Here is a 17,469-nt window from a genome sequence, read left to right on the forward strand (position 1 = left end):
GAGGGGGATTCCATGGACGAACCGGGCGAGATCGGCCGCAGGGTCCAGCGCCTGCGTGCGGAACGCGGCCTGACACAGCGGCAGTTGGCGCACCCCTCCTACACCTCGGCCTACGTCTCCACCCTGGAGTCGGGCAAGGTGCGCCCCTCCGAGACCGCGCTGCGCTTCCTCGCCGACCGGCTGGGCACGTCGTACGAGGAGCTGGCCACCGGCAGGCCCGCCCACCTCGCCACGGAGCTGCGGCTCGCCCTGACCGATGCGCAGCGCACGCTGGCCACCGGCGCGGCCGACGAGGCCGCCGAGCGCTACCGGCAGCTGCTCGCCGAGGCGGAGGAGCTGGGGCTCGTACCCGAGCAGGCGCAGGCTCGCCTCGGGCTGGGCGAGTGTGCCCTGGAGGCCGGTGAACTCGCCTGCGCCATCGGTCACTTCGAGGAGGCCGAACGCCTCGTGGCGGACGAGCCGCTACCGCGCCGGGCCCGGGCGGTGCGCGGCCGGGCCGTGGCGCACCTGCTCGCGGGGGAGCTGCGTTACGCCTGCTACCTGCTGGAGTCCGCCATCGACGAGCTGGGTGCGGGCGGGCTGGCCGACCCCGACGCGCTGGTGCTGCTGCACGCCGCGGTGATCGGGCCGTACATGGACATGGGCGCGCACGCCCGCGCCGCCCGCTCGGCGGAACTGGCGCTCACGCTGGCACCGCGGGTCAGTGATCCCGCGCTGGTGGCGGGCATGCACCGGCAGGTGGCCCGGACCTTCCTCGCCGAGGGGCGGACGGCCGACGCCGACGCCTCCCTGGCCAAGGCCCAGGAGATCTACGGGCAGTTGCAGCTCAGCACCGACCTGGCGCACTGCCACTGGATGCGCGGCTACGTCCTCGCGCAGAGCGGCGAGCTCGGACCGGCCGAGCGGGAGCTGCGCACGGCCCGGGACATGCTGTCGGCCCGGCGGGCCGGCCTGTACACGGCGCAGGTGGAGGTGGAGCTGGCCGACGTCCTGCGCCGGCTGGGCCGCCAGGAGGAGGCGGCCGGCCTGCTCGCCGCGCTCCTGGACCTGGGCAACAGCCACGGTGCCGTGCACGCCGGCGGCGCGCACCGGCTCCTCGGCCTGATGGCCGAGGAGCGCGGTGAGGCGGAACGCGCCGAGGAACACTATGTCCAGGCACTGGCCCTGCTGGAGCGCAGCGGGGCGACGGGCGACCTCGCCGACCTGTGCCGCCTGCTGGGCGACCTGCTGCGGCGGACGGGGCGGGTCGAGGCGGCCATGGACGCCTATCGCACGGGACTGGGTCACCGGGCGGCGCCGGGCACCACCACCCTGGGGCCGGCTCCCACCGCGGCACTCCGGCCCGGCGCGGTCGGCGGTTCGCGGTGGGCCCCGGAGCGATCGGAGTGAGGGCCGGCGCCCGTACGGGGTGACCGGCCCCCCTTTCCGCCGGAGCCCGTACGGGGTGACCGGCCCCCTCACTGCCGGAGCCCGTACGGGGTGACCGGCCCCCTCTCCGCCGGGGCCCGGCGGCGGCGCGCCTGCCTCGGCGCGGAACGCGGGCGGTCAGCTCTCGTCGCTGGTGCGGGCGCGGGCGCCCGAGCGGGTGCGGGAGGCGGTCTGGGCGCGCTGCGGGTGACGGCGCACGTACTCGTGCTCCAGCTCGTTCATCCGCTTCGTATGGGTGACCAGCGCATCGTCGGACCCGTGCAGCAGGGTCTCGTGGCGCGTGCGGTGGATGGCCTCCAGCTCCTTGAGGAGTCGGCCTTCCTCCAGGTCCCGCGCCGAGGGACCTCCCTCGTGCTCCGTCATGGCACGCACCTCCTCCTCGGGCCTCCGCCCAATCCATCATCCCCCGCGCCGGGCCCCGCGTCCTCACCAGCCGCCGAAGGCCCCGCCCCCACCGAGTAGACACTGTCTACTCCCGCTGGTAGACAGGGTCCATGGACCAGGACAGACCCCTGCGGGAACGGCTGATCGACGTCGGTGCGGAACTCGTCATGAGCGAGGGCACCGGAGCCCTCGGGCTGCGGGAGATCGCCCGCCGAGCCGGCGTCTCGCACGGCGCGCCGCGCCGCTACTTCCCCACCCACCAGGCCCTGCTGTCGGCGATCGCCCGGCGCGGCTTCGCCGATCTCGGCGAGAGGTTCGCGCAGGCGGCCGCCGGAGCGAGGGAGTCGGCCCCCAGGGAACGGGTGCGGGCGATCGGATGCGCCTACGTCGGCTACGCGCTGGAGCACCCCGGGATGTTCGAGCTGATGTTCCGCCACGACCTGCTGGACAGCGCGGGGCAGACACCCTCGGACGAGCCCCGGCTGCGCGAGTCCACCCTCCCCCTCTTCGCCCTGCTCGTCGCGCTCGTCGGCCGGTGCGGGGCGGCCGACCCCTCCGTCACCACGGCCGCCCTGTGGGCCAACTGGCACGGCGTGGCGCAGCTGTGGCACTGGGGCAGCCTGCCGCTGGTCCTCGGCGAGGACGGGGTCGCGGGGGTCGAACGGCTCGTCGGCGCGGCCGTCGACGCCCACCTCGGGGGTGTGCTCCCGGGGCCGGCGCACGACGGAGGTGTGCCCGCATGAGGCAGCGGATCTCCTTGCTCGTGAGCGTGGCGGGCGCCATGCTCGTCGCCCTCGACGGCACCGTGCTGACGGTGGCGCAGCCGAGCCTGAGCCGCGACCTCGGGGCGAGCGTGACGCAGGTGCAGTGGACCAGTACGGCCTACATGCTGGCGGTGGCCGCCTTCCTCGTCGTCGCCGGACGGCTCGGAGACCGGTACGGGCACGCCCGGCTGTTGTGCGTCGGCGTGCTGGGCTTCGCCGCGGCGTCGGCGGGCATCGTGTGCGCCACGGCGTGGGCTGGGTGATCGGCCTGCGGGCCGTGCAGGGCGTGTTCGGCGCGCTGCTCCAGCCGGCGACGCTGGCGCTGCTGCGGCTCGCGTACCCGCCCGACCGACTGGCCACGCCGGTTGCCGTGCGGACCAGCGCGATCGGGCTGGCCGCGGCCGCCGGGCCGCTGATCGGCGGCCTGCTGGTCGCTCACTGGGACTGGCGGGCCGTGTTCGTGGTCAACGTGCCCGTCGCCGTGGTGGTCGCCGCACTGACCCTGGCCGTACGGGCCCCCGCGCCGCCGCGGGCGGCGGCGGGCAGGCTGGAGCTGGGCGGTGCCGCCCTGCTGGCGACGGCCCTCGCGGTGTTCGTGCATGCGCTGGTCGGCGTACCGCAGCACGGGTGGACCGCAGGGCCGACCCTGCTCGGCTTCGCCGGCGCCGCCGTGCTCGGCGTCTTCTTCGTGCGGCGGGAACGACGCTCCGCACTGCCACTGGTGCCGCCCGCCGTGGCCCGCGCGCGGGCGGTGACGGCCTCGATGGCACTGCTGCTGGTGGTGTCCGCGGGCCTGTTCGGCGCGCTGTTCACGGCCACGTTCCGGCTCCAGGACGTGCAGGGGCTGGACGCCCTCGACACCGGGCTGCGGGTGCTGCCCATGACGTTGGTGATGGTCGCGGGGGCTCCGGTGGCGGGGGCGGCCCTGCGTCGGTTCGGGCCGCGCCGCACCGCGCTGACCGGTACGGTCCTGGTCGTCGCCGGGATCGCCGGGCTGGGCTCCGCGTCCGGGCCGGCTTTCGCGGTGCTCGGCGCCGGCTTCACCACCGTCATGGTCACCGCCACCGGGGCGGTGGTCGGCGAGGCCCCGGCCGGATACGCCGGGGTCGTCGGCGGGCTGAAGCAGACGGCCATGAACGTCGGCCCGGCGCTCGGCATCGCGGTCGCCGCGAGCGCCGGGGTGCACGGCCCGTCGCTGGTGGCACTGGCCCTGCTGGCCGCGGTGGGCCTGGCGGCGGCGTCACTGCTGCCCGGCGGCGCGCGCCCGGCAGCTGCGGGCGACCTCGTCGGCGAAGACCAGGGCCGGCGGGGCGAGGGCGGCCCAGCGGCGGACGGCCCAGCCGACGGCGAGCGGCGGCAGGGCGGGGACGGGCACCAGGCGCAGCGGGCCGTCGGAGCCGGGGACCCGCCAGCCGGGCAGCGCGGGCACGACGGCGTGTCCCAGGCCTAGTTCGGCGAGGAGCAGGGCGGTGTCCCAGTCGGCGACGCTGGTGTCGGAGCGAACGTGGATGCCGGACTCGGCGAGGGCGGCGTCGAGGTGGGCACGGGAGGCGGAGTTCTGCGGCAGCCGGATGTGGCGGACACCGGCGAGGTCGGCGGGGGTGAGCGCGGCCCGGCGGGCGAGGGGGTCGTCGGCGCCGACCGCGAGGACCCAGGGCAGTTCCATGACGGGGCGCTGCTCGATGCCGCGGACGGGGGCGCCGATGGTGATCCAGGCGAGGTCGAGGTCGCCGGCGGCGAGCGCGTCGAAGCAGCTCCGGCTGGAGTTCTCGGTCTGGAACTCCAGGCTCACCGCGGGGTGGCTGCGGCGGAAGGAGACGACGGCCTCGGACATGAAGTGCCGCACGGTCGTCGCGCCGGTGGTGACGCGCACCGTCCCGCCCCCGCCCCCTACGAGGTCCTCCACGCGGCGCAGCGCGCCGTCGAGGCCGGCGATGCCGTCTGCGGCGGCCGCCCGGAGGATGCGGCCGGCCTCGGTGGGCACGACGCCGCGGGCGTGCCGCTCCAGGAGGCTGGTGCCGGTCTGCTTCTCCAGGCGGCGGACGTGCTGGCTGACGGCGGACTGGGTGCAGCCGAGGTCGCGCGCGACGGCGCTGAGGCTGCCGGCGCGGCAGACGGCCACGAACACGCGAAGGTCGTCGAGGGTCATGAGCCCCAAGGTATTCCTTGGATCCGCGGAGCAAACAGGAGGATTGACTGGGGTGTTGGGGTGGATCACGATCGATGCAGGGCCCGGGCGGCAACCCGCCCGCCTCCGCCACGGTGTCCGGACACCGGGCGGCAGGCGTGGGCGGGTGCCGACCCACCACCACGACCCCAGGAGGGCCGATGCCGCAACGAGTCGTCGCACGGCTGAGGGAACTCGGTGCGCAGGACATCGCCCACCCGGGCGGGACCCTGCTGTCGCACCTGGAGCGCGTAAGCGGGCTGCTCGCCTCCTGGGGCGCCCGCCCGGCCCTGCAACGGGCGGGCCTGTGCCACGCGTTGTACGGCACCGACGGATTCCCCGTGGCGCTGCTGCCCCTCGAACGGCGTGCGGAGGCGGCCGCGGTGATCGGTGCCGAGGCCGAGTCGATCGTGTACCTCTACGCCTCCTGCGACCGGGCGGCTTCCTACCCGACGCTGGACCGCGCGGAGGCTGCCTTCCGGGACCGTTTCACGGGGTGCGTCCACACGCCGACCGAGGCCGCGCGGCGGGACCTGGCCGAACTGTCCGCGGCCAACGAGCTCGACCTGGCACGGATCGATCCTGCCTTCCGGGAGGCGTGGGGCGGCGAACTCCTGTGCTTCTTCACCCGGTTGGGGGGCCTGCTGAGCGAGCCGGCCCGGCAGGAGTGCCGGACCGTGCTCGGGGGTCACGGGTCCGGTCCGGCACCGCGGGCACCCGGCGCCGGGTGAGGAAGAGGTCGCGTCCGGCGCCATCGAGAAAGGCAGGGAGGTCGAATGGTCGACTGCCCGACCCGCGGGTGATGGCCCGATTCCGGGGCGAGGCGCTATCTCACGCGGTAACCGTCGTGCGGGACCGACCGCTCGTTGAAAGCGGCGAAGTCCTCGATCCACTGCTCGACTTCGTCGGGCGCGTCGTCGAAGAACGACATCAGATCGGAGATCACGTCCTTGCTCGCCGCCAGGCGCAAGCGTGATGCGATGAAGCCCGCCTCCTCGCCGCTGACGTGCCAGTTCGAATTCGACAGGAACTTCTCCATGTCCGCTGTCCGCCCGGTGGGTTCCAGTCCCGGCGCACGCAACACCTGCTCCAAACCCTGTCCGGCTGCGGCACCGGCCTCCCGCATGGCTTCCCGGACGAATCCCATCTGCCAGTTGTTCAAGGAGAACGTGTCGCCAGGGGCCGACCGCTCGAACGTAAACGCATATCCCATGGGCGCAGCGTAATCGTTTCACACCCTTGTCATGGCCGAGTCAGGGCGCCCGAAAGGGTTGTCGGACACGGCAAAGAAGTGTCCTGACCGACCCGGAGGGCGACGAGTTCCGCCTGCTCTCCCCCGGTTGAGGAAGAGGTGGGCGGACGTCACCTGTGGGTGAGGTGGCGGGGCGGTCCTGTTCGGTGGCGACCACCGAGGCGGACACCATCGTCGCACCGGCGAGTCCGCCCCAGAGGGCGGCCGGACCGTGGGGCGCGAGGGCGGTGATGACCGCAGGGGAGACGGCGAGGCCGAAGCCCGTGGAGAGCTCGAACCGGGCGAGGACTCGCCCCATGGCACGCGCCGGGGCGAGGGCGGTGACCAGCGCCGTGGCGCTGCCGGCGTAGACGATCTCGCCGAGGGTGCAGACCACGGACACCGCGGCGACGGCCGGGGCGGCCCAGCCGCCCCCCAGCGAGGCGGCCGCCAGGAACCCGAGATAGGACACGGCGAGAACCGCGCCGGCCAGGGCCAGTACCGTGCGCCGCGGGAAGCGCGACAGCAGGACGGTGAGCGGTACCTGCAGGGTGACCACGAGCACCGTGTTGGCGACGAACACGGCCGCCGGCCACGCTGGCGAGGCATGCAGTTGCGTCACCAGCACCAGGGGAAGCGCGATCTCGGGGACGTTGAGGCAGAAGACGTAGACCACGTTGGCGGCCAGCAGCCCGCGCATCCGGGGCAGGGGCCCCGCGGCCTCGTCATCGGCCGGGGTGGCCGTGGGCGCGTACAGCCGGACCGACCACGCCAGGGCCGCTGCGGTGAGGTAGGCGATCCCGGTGGCGAGCGCCATCGCCCGCAGGGCCGTGGCACCGCCCGCCAGGCAGGCGGTGGCGAGGAGCGCGCCCGCGCCCAGCCCCGCGTTGCGCAGGGCACGGCCCGCCGCGAGCGCGGTGTCGCGTTCCCTGCCCCGCGCGACGGTGGCCACCAGAGCCGCGTGGGCGGCCGGCCATGCCTGGTTGCCGACTCCGAGGAGGAGCGCCGCCGTCGCGAACGGCCAGACGTGCTTGGCGGGGGTGGCCAGCAGCAGCGCCACGCCCAGTGCCCGTACCAGCATCGACGCCGCCACGACCGAGCTGCGCGCGCCCCTGTCGAGCCATCGCCCCACCGCGGGCATGCACACGAGGCCGACGACGATCCCCGCCGTCATGGCGATACCCGTCGCCGGCGCGGACAACCGCAGCACCATGACCCCGTAGAGCAGCAGGAAGGGGCGTAGCAGGCCGGTGCCGAGGGCGTCCACGACGAGGGCGACGGCGTAACGGGGACCTCCGGAGGCGCGGACCAGGGCGCGCGGCCGGAGCTTGGTGTCGGTTCGCATGGCGTCACCGTGGGGTTCGGCGGCCGGGCGGGCACGCGGGTTGACGGACATCGTCAACCCGCTGACGTGGCGGGCGGTCCGGTCGGGGATGCTTGGGCGGGTGACGTTGAGGATCGACATCGGTGGCCTGCCGTCCGGACGGCTGAGGTTCGCCGCCTCCCCGCTGGCCGAACTGACCGCGGTGCTGCACGTGCTGGCGGAGCCGGGGCACCATCCGCGGCTCGCCGGGTGGGCCGCAGAGGTACGGGCCGCGATGCCGCAGGAGCTGGCCGAGCGCCTGCGGGAGGCGGATTTCCTCTGGCGGTCCTCGCAGGCCGACTTCCTGCTCCCCGCCCGGCCGCGGCCGACCCTGGCCGAGGAGCTGGACGACGTGGACCGCATCGACGACGAGCGGTATGTGACGGCGGCGCTCGTCACCACCTGCGGCAGCAACCGGGTGCCGTCGGGGGCGGCTTCGCCGCTGACCGACGCGGCCGCGCGGGAGCGCGCCCTCGATCTGGCGCAGGCGCGCGGCGTACGGCAGGAGGCCTTCGCGGCACGGCTGCTGGCGGATCCGGCCGCCGTACGGGCCCGCGTGCGCGCCACCCTCGAACGGTGCGCCGAGGCGTTCTTCGACGCCGCCTGGGCGGACGTCGCCGTACGGATGGCCACCGATCTGCGGGTGAAGAACGACCTGCTCAGGCGGCACGGGGAAGGAGCGGCCCTGGCGGCGGTCTCGGGTGCGGTCTCACTGGCACCGGACGGCGACTGCATTGTCCTCGACAAGCTTCCGGACAAGGCGACCGCCGCCCGCGGCAGCGCAGTCACCTTCATACCCAGCGTTTTCGGGGGCCCGCACCTGGCGGTGGTGCACTCGCCCGGCTGGCAGCCGGTGGTGCAGTACCCGGTGGCGGAGCCGGAGCCGTCGGAGCCGGTGTCACTGGAGACGGTCACGCTCCGGCTGGAGGCGCTCGCGCATCCGGTCCGGCTGCGGCTGCTGCGCACCCTGGCCCGGGGTCCGCACACCACCCGCGAACTGGCGCACGCCTGGGAGTTGTCACCGCCGGAGGTGTCGCGTCACCTCGCCGTCCTGCGCCGCGCCGGTCTGCTCACGGCCCGGCGGCGCGGCCGCTACGTCCGCTACACCCTGAACCTGCCCGACCTGACGGCGCTGGGCGCCGATCTCCTCGCGGCCGTGCTGCGCTGAGCCGTACCTGGCGCGGGCTTCACCGGCAGGTCGGTCCGCGCCCGTCCCGGGCTCACGGGTTCGGGCGATCCGGCGTTCCCGGCGACGTCCCGGTCCGGCCGCTGACGCCGGACCGCTCAGGCCCGGCCTGACCTGGCGTTCTTCGGTCGGGAGATGCGGGTGGGTGGGGGGCGGCGGAGAATCGGCAGGGATGGGGGGTGACGGCGGCGGCGTGCGCCGCGTCTGCCGCTTCTCGTCGAGAAGGAAGGTAATCCCATGGCTTTCGGATCCCGCCGGGTACGGCGTGGGTGCACCGCCGTGTGCGCGTCCTCGTTGCTGGTGCTCACAGGCGCCGTCGGTGCCGGAGCCGCCGCCGCCGCGGAGCCGGCAACGGCGGGCACGCGTGCGGTCGTTCCGCTCCAGGCCGACCCGGGCAAGGTGCTCCAGCTGGTCAACGAGGCCCGGGTGGCCGCAGGTTGCCAGCCGCTGACGATCGACCCCAAGGTCCAGGCCGCGGCCCAGGAGTACGCCAACGACACGACCACCAACCACGTGGGCTCGGACGGGTCCAGCATCCAGGACCGGCTGAAGAAGGCCGGGGCGACCTTCAACGCCTCCGCCGAGAACATCGCGTGGGGATCGGGCGACGAGAAGGTGCACGTCGACGGGTGGCTGAAGAGCTCGTGGCACGCGCCCAACATCAAGAACTGCAGCTACACCAAGACGGGCGTCGCGGTCTCCGGCGACCGGATCGTGCAGGTGTTCACCGACTGACCTCCGCGCTCACGCGGGCGCCGGCTCAGCCAGCGTCGGCGTGACCGTGTGCGCGGGGCGGGGTGACCGCGAGGACGGGCGGGGCGGGAGTGCTCCGGCGATGGCCGCAGGGGTCGAAGACCAGCAGCACCGGCTCCCCCGCGCGCTGCCGCCACGAGATGCGGTCCGGCACGCCGCCGCACACGGGACAGCAGGGCAACGGGCCCGGCTCCGGCGGGCACACGGGGGCGGCCGCGAGCGGCGTGACGTGCGGATCGCGCATGGAGGCTCCCTGGTCGGGCGGTCACTGCTCGCACTGTGTCACGGACGGGGCCCGGTCCGCACGGGCGGATCATCCAGTGTTACGGCTGGTCAGAGGTGGGGACCGCAGGAGGATTCCGGCGTTCTTGCGGGCACTTCGTGATCAACCGCTCCCGTTGCCGGCCGCCACGAGGCCCGATTCGTAGGCCGCGACGACCGCCTGGGCCCGGTCGCGGACGCCCAGCTTGCCGAAGATGCCGGTGATGTGGTTCTTGACCGTGGAGACGCTGATGTCCAGGTCCGCGGCGATCTCCGCGTTGTCCAGGCCGGTGGCGAGGAGCTGCCAGATCTCCCGCTCGCGCGGAGTCATGTCGGGCGGGACCGCGGCTGCCGCGGCGGCCCGGGCGGGTGCGGGGGTACGGACGTAGGCGGAGAGCAGCCGGGTGAGGAGCCGTGGTGCCACAGCCGCCTCGCCGGCGTGCACGATGCGGACCGCGGCGCCGAGCTCCTCGGGGGAGACGTCCTTGGGGAGGAAGCCGTACGCTCCGGCGCGCAGGGCGGCGACGACGTACTCGTCCATGTCGAAGGTGCTCAGTGCCAGGACGCGGACGTCGGGGAGGGTGCGGGCCAGTTCCGCCGTGGCCTGGACGCCGTCGAGGACGGGCATCCGTATGTCCATGACGACCACGTCGGGGCGCAGTTCCCCGGCGAGGGCCACGGCGCGTGCGCCGTCCTCGGCCTCCCCCACCACCTGGAACTCCGGGTCGGGGCCGAGGATCAGGGCGAGGCCCCGCCGTACCAGCGGCTGGTCGTCGGCTATGAGCACACGGATCATCGGTGTCGTTCCCCTCCTTCGCCGCCCCGCCCCGCGGGGACCGGGAGGCGGGCCGCCACCCGGAATCCGCCGCCGTCGCGTGCGGCCGCCTCCAGGGTTCCGCCCTGGAGGGCCACGCGTTCGTGCATTCCGATCAGACCGTACCCGGTGCCGGCGGCGGGCCGGGCGACGGGCGGCGCGGCTCCGGCCCCGTCGTCGCACACCTCCACGGCGACCTCGTCGGCGCGGTAGGTCAGCCGGACGTCGGCCCGCGCCTCCCCGGCGTGCTTGCGGGTGTTGGTGAGTGCCTCCTGCACGATGCGGAAGAGCGTGAGGCCGACGCTGGGCGGCAGCGGGCGGACGGGGCCGTCGACGGTGAACACCGTCTCCGTACCGGCCAGCCGTGACTCGGTGATGATCCGCTCCAGGTCGGCGGCGCCCGGCTGGGGCGCCGGAGGGGTTTCGTCCGGTTCCTCGCCCGCCCGGAGCACGTCGAGGAGTTGGCGCATCTCGCGCAGAGCGATGCGCCCGGAGTCCTCCAGCGTGACGAGGGCCTCCCGGGCCGCTTCGGTGTCGTGCGCGAGGTTGGCCCGGGCGCCGCCCGCCATCAGCTGCATGGCCGTGATGTGGTGGGCGACGATGTCGTGGAGCTCTCGGGCGATGCGGCGGCGTTCCTCGGCGACCGCACGCTCGGCCCGGAGGGCGTGGTCGGCCGCGACCTCCCGCTGCCAGCGGTTGATGACCACGGCCGCGCCGGTGACCAGGGCCGTTGCGGCTGCGTTGGCGACGACGGACCAGCCGGCGGGAAACAGCGTGCCGCCCTGGCCCAGCGAGACCAGCGGCACGGTCAGGACGACGGCCGTCGCGGCGACGGCGGGCCGGCGGAACCGGACCACCGAGTAGAGGGCGACGGCGGGCGCGAGCGGGAAATGCGGGGTGATGTCCGGGACGGCCAGGTTGGGTACGACGCCCAGGAGCAGGACCGCCGCGAGCACAGCGACCGGGTGGTTGCGGCGGGCAAGGAGGCACATGGCCGCCGCAACCACCGCGCAGGCGGCGGAGAGGGTGAGGGGGATCCCCTCGGTCGGGGGTCCGAGCGCGAAGCCCAGCAGGTCCACCGCCGCGGCCCCGATCGCCACGAGTGCGTCGTTGCGCGTCCAGCGCAGTCTGTCGGCGCCCTTGTCCATCCTTGCCGGTCCTCCCCCGCCGGCGGGCCTTCCCGCCGGTGCGGGAGGCGGTTCGTGCCGGTTCCTCGCGATCCATTTTTGCAGCCCGGCCGACCGGTGGCGCCGTCCCGTGGGCCGGTGCTCCACCAGGACCGGAGTCCTGGTCGGGGTCGCGGGCCGGACCCTGCTCCCGGGGCGGGGTTCCTCCCGTACGCCGACGATCGCGCGGCCCCCGCCTGATGGTCTGGAGGCCGGCCGGGAACCCCCGGTCGCCAGTCCCGACCTGAGGAGTCACGTGATCCGCGCCCTGACCGGGTTCTCGACGAGGAATCCGTGGAAGGTGATCGCCCTCTGGGCGCTGCTCGGCATCGCCCTGACGATCGCCGGCCAGGCGCTCGTCTTCCGCGCCACCCAGAGCAACACCGCTGATTTCCTGCCTCCGTCCTACGACTCGGCAGCGGCCCTGAAGATCGCCGAGGAGCGGTTCGGGGTGAAGCCGGACGCCAACACGCTGACCGTGCTGGTGGCCCGGCCGGACGGCGCGCAACTGAGCGCCGACGACGAACGGCGCATCGACGAGGAGGCCGCGCAGCTCGGCCGCCACCGGGTGGCCATGCCGAAGCCGGAGGACGAGCTGCCGTTCACCCAGGACCATTCGCAGACCCCGAGGATCGCCCCGGCGATGACGGCTCCCGACCGCGGGTTCCGGCTGCTGTCCGTGGAACTGACGGGCAACCCCCAGGACCCCGGACTCCAGGACACCTACCGGGCCTTCCGGGAACAGTCGCGGGCGGCCTTCGCCGACGCCGGCTTCCGTACCGGTTACACCGGCGGGCTCGCCACGACCGTCGACGGCATCGACGCCGAGGAGACCCGGGCCCGGGTGGTCGGCTTCGTCATGCTCGGGGTCATCGTGCTGCTGCACGTCCTGGTGTTCCGCAGCGTGCTCGCCGCGCTGCTGCCGCTGATCGTCGTGTCCGTCATCGGCGGAGCCGCGACGGGGACCGTGGTCGGTGTCGCGATGCTGACCGGTGTCACCCTCGACCCGTCCACCCCTCAGCTGATCAACGTCGTGCTGGTGGGTATCGGCATCGACTACTTCCTCTTCCTGCTGTTCCGCTTCCGCGAGCAGCTGCGGCGGCGGCCGGAGCAGGCCGGGCGGGTGGCGGCGGCCGAGGTCTCCGGCCGCGTGGGCACGGCCGTGACGTCGGCGGCCCTGACCATCGTCGCGGCGTTCGCCACCCTCGGGGTGGCGTCCTTCGGGCAGTTCCGGGTGCTCGGCCCGGCCATCGCGGTGTCGGTGCTGGTGATGCTGTTCGGCAGCCTCACCTTCATGCCGGCCCTGCTCGCCGTCACCGGGCGCCGGATGTTCTGGCCCTCGCGGGCCCACCGGCGCGAGCCCCGCGGCGGGTCCGCCGCCCGCCTCGGCACCTGGCTGGTGAGGCGCCCCCGCACGGCGGCCCTCGCCTCCGTGGTGCTGCTGGGCGCGCTCGCCGCGGGCACGGCCGGCATACGGATGGACTACGGCTCCGGCGGCGCGGACGGTGAGCGGACGGCCGCCGCCACCACCGCGGCGGAGATCGCCCGGGCCATGCCGGCCGGCGTGTCGGACCCGATCAGCGTCTACGTCAGCGCGTCGGACGGTGCCCCGCTCACCACGGGCCGCGTGGACGCCCTGTCCGGGACGCTCGCCCGGGTGGAGGGCGTCGGGCAGGTCGCCCCGGCGGTGTTGAGCGAGGACCGCCTGGCGGCGCGCATCGACCTGTTCCCGAACGCCGACCCGCACGGCCAGGAGGCACGCGACCTGGCGTCCGGCGCGGTCCGCGACACGGTGTCGGCGCACAAGCCGGCCGGCACGGAGGCCCATGTCGGGGGTACGGCGGCGGTGTTCGCCGACGTCTCGGAGGCGGTGGGCGAGGACCTGCGGCTGGTGTTCCCGGTCGCGGCGGTCCTGATCGCGCTCATCCTCTTCCTGCTGCTGCGCAGCCTGCTCGCGCCGCTGATCCTGATGTTGGCGGTGGGGCTGGGGTTCGCCGCCACGCTGGGGGCGGCGGCGCTGGTCTTCCAGCACGGGCTGGACCAGCCGGGTGTGGCCTTCACGCTGCCGCTGGTGCTGTTCCTGTTCGTGGTCGCGCTGGGCACCGACTACAACATCCTGGTGACGGACCGGATCCGGGAGGAGATGGAGCGGCCCGGTCCGGCTCGTGACGCGGTGTCCCGGGCGGTGCGGCACACGGCGCCGGCCGTGGCGACCGCCGGGCTGGTGCTGGCCGCCTCCTTCGGCAGCCTCGCGGTCAACCCGGTCGCGGCCACGCAGCAGATCGGCTTCTCGACGGGGCTGGGCATCCTGCTCTCCGCGTTCGTCCTGTCGATCGTCCTGGTACCGGCGTGCGCGGTGCTGCTGGGCCGGTCCCTGTGGTGGCCGCTGCGGCCCCGGCCGGCGGCCACCGGCGGCGGAGCGGTGGGCGGCACCGGGTCCGAGGCACCGGAGCGCGTGCTGGTCCCCTGAGTGCCGGGCACCGAAGCGCGCCGCGGGCGCCGGTGCGCGCAGGTCCCCGTACGGGATCCGCGTGCACCGGCGCCCGCGGCGTTCTGCGGCGGCGAACGGCGCGTCAGGACAGCTCGGCGACCTCGGGGTGCTCCTTCAACCAGGCGCGGACCGCCTGCTGCTCCTTGCCCTTGCCGGTCTGCTGGATCCGCGCCTCCAGGCCGGTGAGCTGCTCCTCGGTGAGCTTGAAGGAGCGCAGCCAGGCGGCCACCTCGGGCTCGTCCGCGGCGAAGCCCTTGCGGGCGAGCGTGTGGATGCCGTCGCCCTTGCCCCAGACGCCCTTCGGATCCTCCAGCTTGGTCAGCTCGTAGGAGGAGTACGCCCAGTGCGGCGACCACAGCACGGTGACCACCGGCTCCTTCTTCTCGTAGGCCCGCCCCAGTTCGGCGAGCATGCCCGGGGTCGAGCCGTCGACGACCTGGTACTCGCCCTCCAGGCCGTACTCCTTCATGACCTTGTCCTTGAGCAGGGCCATGGCGCCGGCGCTCGGCTCGATACCGATGATGCGGCCCTTGAACCGGCCGGCCTTGCCCTTCAGGTCGGCGACGGAGCGGACGTCGTTCACGTACGAGGGGACGGCGAGCTCGATGGAGGTCGGACCGTACCAGGAGCCCAGGTCCTCCAGCTTGTCGCCGTATTTCTCCCAGTACTGGGCGTGGGTGACGGGCAGCCAGGCGTCGGTCTGGAAGTCGAGGCCGCCGCCGGCGAGCCCGGTGTAGAGCGCGCCGGCCTCCAGCTGGCGGGTGTCGACCTTGAAGCCGCGGCGTTCCAGGAGCTCCTTCCAGAGGAAGGTGGAGGCGATGCCCTCGTCCCACGGGATGTAGCCGATGGAGACGGTGCGGCCCTTGCCGATGTTCTCCGAGCCCTCCCGGCCGTCCTCGCCCGTGGAGCCGGTGAAGGTGTTGAGGCCGCCCGCGACCAGGGCCAGGACGACGGCTCCGGTGACGGCGTACGCGGGCCGGGGCCGGTGGTTCCACACCCGGGCGGCGCCGGTGGCGGCGGACCGGGCCCGGGCGAGGCTGCGGCGGCCCGGCGGGGAGACCTGGCGGCCGAGGGCCCCGGTCATCCGGTCGAGGTACATGGCGAGGATGACGATGGACAGGCCCGCCTCGAAGCCGAGACCGATGTCGACGTTGCCGATGGCCCGGTAGACGGCGCCGCCGAGGCCGCCGCCGCCGACCATGCCGGCGATGACGACCATGGACAGGCCGAGCATGATGACCTGGTTGATGCCGGCCATCAGGGTGGGCAGCGCCAGGGGCAGCTGGACGCGGACGAGGGTGTCGCGCGGGGTGGTGCCGAATGCCTCGGCGGCCTCGACCAGTTCGGCGTCGACCTGGCGGATGCCGAGTTCGGTCATCCGTACGCCCGGCGGCAGTGAGAAGACGATGGTCGCGATGATGCCGGGCACGACGCCGACCCCGAAGAAGATGATGCCGGGGATCAGGTAGACCATGGCCGGCATGGTCTGCATGAAGTCCAGGAACGGCCGCAGGACGGCGCTGACCCGGTCGGAGCGGGCCGCGAGGATGCCGAGGGGGATCGCGAACACCAGGGTGGCCAGGGTGGCGACCAGAACCAGCGACAGGGTCGCCATGGCGTCGGGCCAGAGCCCGACGGAGTCGACGAGCGCCAGACCTGCGAGGGCGAGCAGACCTGCGAGCAGCCCGCGCAGCCACCAGGCGGCCAGGGCGAGGATGCCCGCGAACAGCAGCGGGGCCGGGGCGGTGAGGACGGCGACGAGGCCGTCGTAGACGCCGGTGACGAGGGCGCTGATGGCGTCGAACAGCCAGGACAGGTGGCTCTGGAGGAAGTCGACTCCGCTGTCGACCCAGGCGCCGAGGGGCATGCGGGGCATCAGGCGGCCACCTCCGCACAGCGGACGGGGGCGCGCTGCTCGTCGCCGATGAAGGCGACGAGGCGGTCCTGGGGGATGGAGCCGACGACGGCGCCGTCGGTGTCGGTGACGGCGACCGGGTGGGGGACGCGGGCGCTGACGGCGCACAGGTCGGCGAGCGGGGTGTCGGCGGTGACCGTGGGGCAACCGCAGGAGTCCGCGCCCGGCCGGTGGGGACGGGTCGTCGTCATCACCGCGTCGGCGGTCAGCACGCGGGAGCGGTCCACGTCCTGGACGAAGGAGGCGACGTAGTCGTCGGCGGGGCGGGTGAGGATGTCCTCGGCGGTGCCCTGCTGGACGATGCGGCCGTCGCGCATGACGGCGATGCCGTCGCCGAGGCGCATGGCCTCGTTGAGGTCGTGGGTGATGAAGACGATGGTCTTCTTCAGGGTGCGCTGCAGTTCGAGGAGCTGGTCCTGCATGTCGCGCCGGATCAGCGGGTCCAGCGCGCTGAAGGATTCGTCCATCAGCAGCAGGTCGGCGTCGGTCGCCAGGGCGCGGGCCAGGCCGACCCGTTGCTGCATGCCGCCGGAGAGCTCGTCGGGCCAGGCCGTCTCCCAGCCTTCCAGCCCGCACAGGGCCAGGGCCTCCGCGGCGCGGCGTTCGCGGTCGGCGCGGGGTACACCCTGGACCTCCAGTCCGTAGCCGGCGTTCTCCAGAACGTTCCGGTGCGGGAAGAGAGCGAAGTGCTGGAAGACCATGGAGATCTTCGTGGACCGGACGTGGCGCAGTTCGCGCGCGCTGAGCGCGGTGAGGTCCTGGCCGTCGAAGAGGATGCGTCCCGCGGTGGGCCGGAGCAGGCCGTTGAGCATGCGCAGCAGGGTGGACTTGCCGGATCCCGACAGGCCCATCACGACGAATATCTGGCCGGGTTCGACGTCGAAGGAGACGTCGACGACCGCGGCCGTGGCTCCGGCGGCGCGCAGTTCGGCACGGTCACCACCGCTTTCGAGTGCGCGCACGGCGTCGTCGGGCCGGTCGCCGAACACTTTGTAGACGTGCTCGGCCTGGAGCGTGGACACATACACCTCGCGGGTCGTACCGGGTACGGCACGCGCGGATCGGTCCGGCGCGGCCGTGGAGCGGGACGGGATCCGCCCGCACGCGCGACGGCCCCCCGGCACGACGTACCGGAGGGCGTGGCTCCGCTCCAGATGTGCCGATGCCCGGCATTCACTTCGGCAAACTCGCACGTGATCCACCTCACGTGAGGGACACGCGCGGGCGGTCCCGGCATCGACCCCCGAGGCCTGTCTCCTCGATCCGAGCACATCTGGTTCGCGCAGTTCGACCCCCCGGTGGCAGGGGTCAGGATCGTGCGGGTGGTGCTCACCGCCTCCGATGCCGCAGCGGCGGGGACCGTGACGGCGCGTTCCCCGGCGGTGGCGGGGTGTGCGCAGAGCCGTCCGGCGGCTGGCAGCCGGCCCCCGCCGCGTCCCGGGCGGACGTCGTGGTGGCCGTGTTGCCGAAGACGCGTTCCGGTTCGCTGCACCCGGTGGTTTCCGGTGGCGGGGGCGACGATGGGTAGTGGGCACGTGCGGCGCAG

The 17,469-nt window shown here is 74.0% G+C and carries 15 protein-coding genes and 1 pseudogene; 7 read left to right on the forward strand and 9 right to left on the reverse strand.

What is annotated here, in order from left to right:
• The first annotated feature begins 12 nt into the window (after positions 1–12).
• Complete coding sequence (locus tag IF89_RS0105660; RefSeq protein ID WP_051806820.1) at positions 13–1,389, forward strand: helix-turn-helix domain-containing protein; 1,377 nt, start codon at positions 13–15, stop codon at positions 1,387–1,389.
• A gap of 156 nt (positions 1,390–1,545) precedes the next feature.
• Here the strand turns inward: IF89_RS0105660 and IF89_RS0105665 are convergent, their stop codons facing one another.
• Positions 1,546–1,791 (reverse strand): DUF6158 family protein, encoded by a 246-nt coding sequence (locus IF89_RS0105665; RefSeq protein WP_030762078.1) that lies wholly within the window; start codon positions 1,789–1,791, stop codon positions 1,546–1,548.
• 131 nt (positions 1,792–1,922) lie between these two features.
• Here IF89_RS0105665 and IF89_RS0105670 point away from each other — a divergent pair, with 131 nt between their 5' ends.
• Both IF89_RS0105670 and IF89_RS41810 read left to right on the forward strand, forming a co-directional pair.
• Positions 1,923–2,555 carry a TetR/AcrR family transcriptional regulator gene (locus IF89_RS0105670; RefSeq protein ID WP_030762081.1) on the forward strand — a complete coding sequence of 211 codons (633 nt, stop codon included), beginning with the start codon at positions 1,923–1,925 and terminating at the stop codon, positions 2,553–2,555.
• Positions 2,552–3,849: pseudogene (locus IF89_RS41810) on the forward strand (MFS transporter); the annotation flags it as partial. The gene IF89_RS0105670 and the pseudogene IF89_RS41810, both read left to right, overlap by 4 nt.
• Here IF89_RS41810 and IF89_RS0105680 read toward each other — a convergent pair.
• Complete coding sequence (locus IF89_RS0105680; RefSeq protein ID WP_030762084.1) at positions 3,817–4,725, reverse strand: LysR family transcriptional regulator; 909 nt, start codon at positions 4,723–4,725, stop codon at positions 3,817–3,819. The pseudogene IF89_RS41810 and the gene IF89_RS0105680 overlap by 33 nt on opposite strands.
• A gap of 179 nt (positions 4,726–4,904) precedes the next feature.
• On the opposite strand from IF89_RS0105680, the gene IF89_RS0105685 reads away from it, so the two are divergent.
• Entirely contained in the window at positions 4,905–5,474 is a 570-nt protein-coding gene (locus IF89_RS0105685) for a DUF6817 domain-containing protein (RefSeq protein ID WP_030762087.1), read from the forward strand.
• Between the two features lie 95 nt (positions 5,475–5,569).
• On the opposite strand, the gene IF89_RS0105690 is transcribed toward IF89_RS0105685, so the two are convergent.
• A complete protein-coding gene (locus IF89_RS0105690) occupies positions 5,570–5,956 on the reverse strand; it encodes a hypothetical protein (protein ID WP_030762089.1) in 387 nt (128 codons plus the stop codon).
• A gap of 40 nt (positions 5,957–5,996) precedes the next feature.
• Positions 5,997–7,319, reverse strand: a complete 1,323-nt coding sequence (locus IF89_RS0105695; RefSeq protein ID WP_051806837.1) for an MFS transporter — start codon at positions 7,317–7,319, stop codon at positions 5,997–5,999.
• Positions 7,320–7,419: 100 nt separating this feature from the next.
• On the opposite strand from IF89_RS0105695, the gene IF89_RS0105700 reads away from it, so the two are divergent.
• Both IF89_RS0105700 and IF89_RS0105705 read left to right on the forward strand, forming a co-directional pair.
• Complete coding sequence (locus IF89_RS0105700; RefSeq protein WP_030762095.1) at positions 7,420–8,505, forward strand: helix-turn-helix domain-containing protein; 1,086 nt, start codon at positions 7,420–7,422, stop codon at positions 8,503–8,505.
• Positions 8,506–8,760: 255 nt separating this feature from the next.
• A complete protein-coding gene (locus IF89_RS0105705) occupies positions 8,761–9,258 on the forward strand; it encodes a CAP domain-containing protein (RefSeq protein WP_051806821.1) in 498 nt (165 codons plus the stop codon).
• 25 nt (positions 9,259–9,283) lie between these two features.
• Here IF89_RS0105705 and IF89_RS0105710 read toward each other — a convergent pair whose 3' ends face one another.
• The 3 genes from IF89_RS0105710 to IF89_RS37730 form a co-directional block, all read right to left on the reverse strand.
• The gene (locus tag IF89_RS0105710) at positions 9,284–9,520 is read right to left on the reverse strand and encodes a hypothetical protein (RefSeq protein ID WP_030762101.1); all 237 of its coding nucleotides are present in this window, start codon (positions 9,518–9,520) and stop codon (positions 9,284–9,286) included.
• A gap of 141 nt (positions 9,521–9,661) precedes the next feature.
• Positions 9,662–10,333, reverse strand: a complete 672-nt coding sequence (locus IF89_RS0105715) for a response regulator (RefSeq protein WP_043193038.1) — start codon at positions 10,331–10,333, stop codon at positions 9,662–9,664.
• The gene (locus IF89_RS37730; protein WP_051806822.1) at positions 10,330–11,499 is read right to left on the reverse strand and encodes a sensor histidine kinase; all 1,170 of its coding nucleotides are present in this window, start codon (positions 11,497–11,499) and stop codon (positions 10,330–10,332) included. The genes IF89_RS0105715 and IF89_RS37730 overlap by 4 nt, the downstream gene beginning before the upstream one ends.
• A gap of 274 nt (positions 11,500–11,773) precedes the next feature.
• Between IF89_RS37730 and IF89_RS0105725 the strand changes: the two genes are divergently transcribed.
• Positions 11,774–13,987, forward strand: a complete 2,214-nt coding sequence (locus tag IF89_RS0105725; RefSeq protein ID WP_051806823.1) for an MMPL family transporter — start codon at positions 11,774–11,776, stop codon at positions 13,985–13,987.
• A gap of 103 nt (positions 13,988–14,090) precedes the next feature.
• Here IF89_RS0105725 and IF89_RS0105730 read toward each other — a convergent pair whose 3' ends face one another.
• The gene (locus IF89_RS0105730) at positions 14,091–15,884 is read right to left on the reverse strand and encodes an ABC transporter permease/substrate binding protein (RefSeq protein ID WP_030762112.1); all 1,794 of its coding nucleotides are present in this window, start codon (positions 15,882–15,884) and stop codon (positions 14,091–14,093) included.
• Positions 15,884–16,945: a quaternary amine ABC transporter ATP-binding protein gene (locus IF89_RS0105735; RefSeq protein WP_043193041.1), complete on the reverse strand. Its 1,062-nt coding sequence runs from the start codon at positions 16,943–16,945 to the stop codon at positions 15,884–15,886. Before IF89_RS0105735 ends, IF89_RS0105730 begins: the two co-directional genes overlap by 1 nt.
• Positions 16,946–17,469 lie beyond the last annotated feature (524 nt).

Origin of the sequence: Streptomyces sp. NRRL F-2664, assembly GCF_000719345.1 — a bacterium.
Classification (GTDB): domain Bacteria; phylum Actinomycetota; class Actinomycetes; order Streptomycetales; family Streptomycetaceae; genus Streptomyces.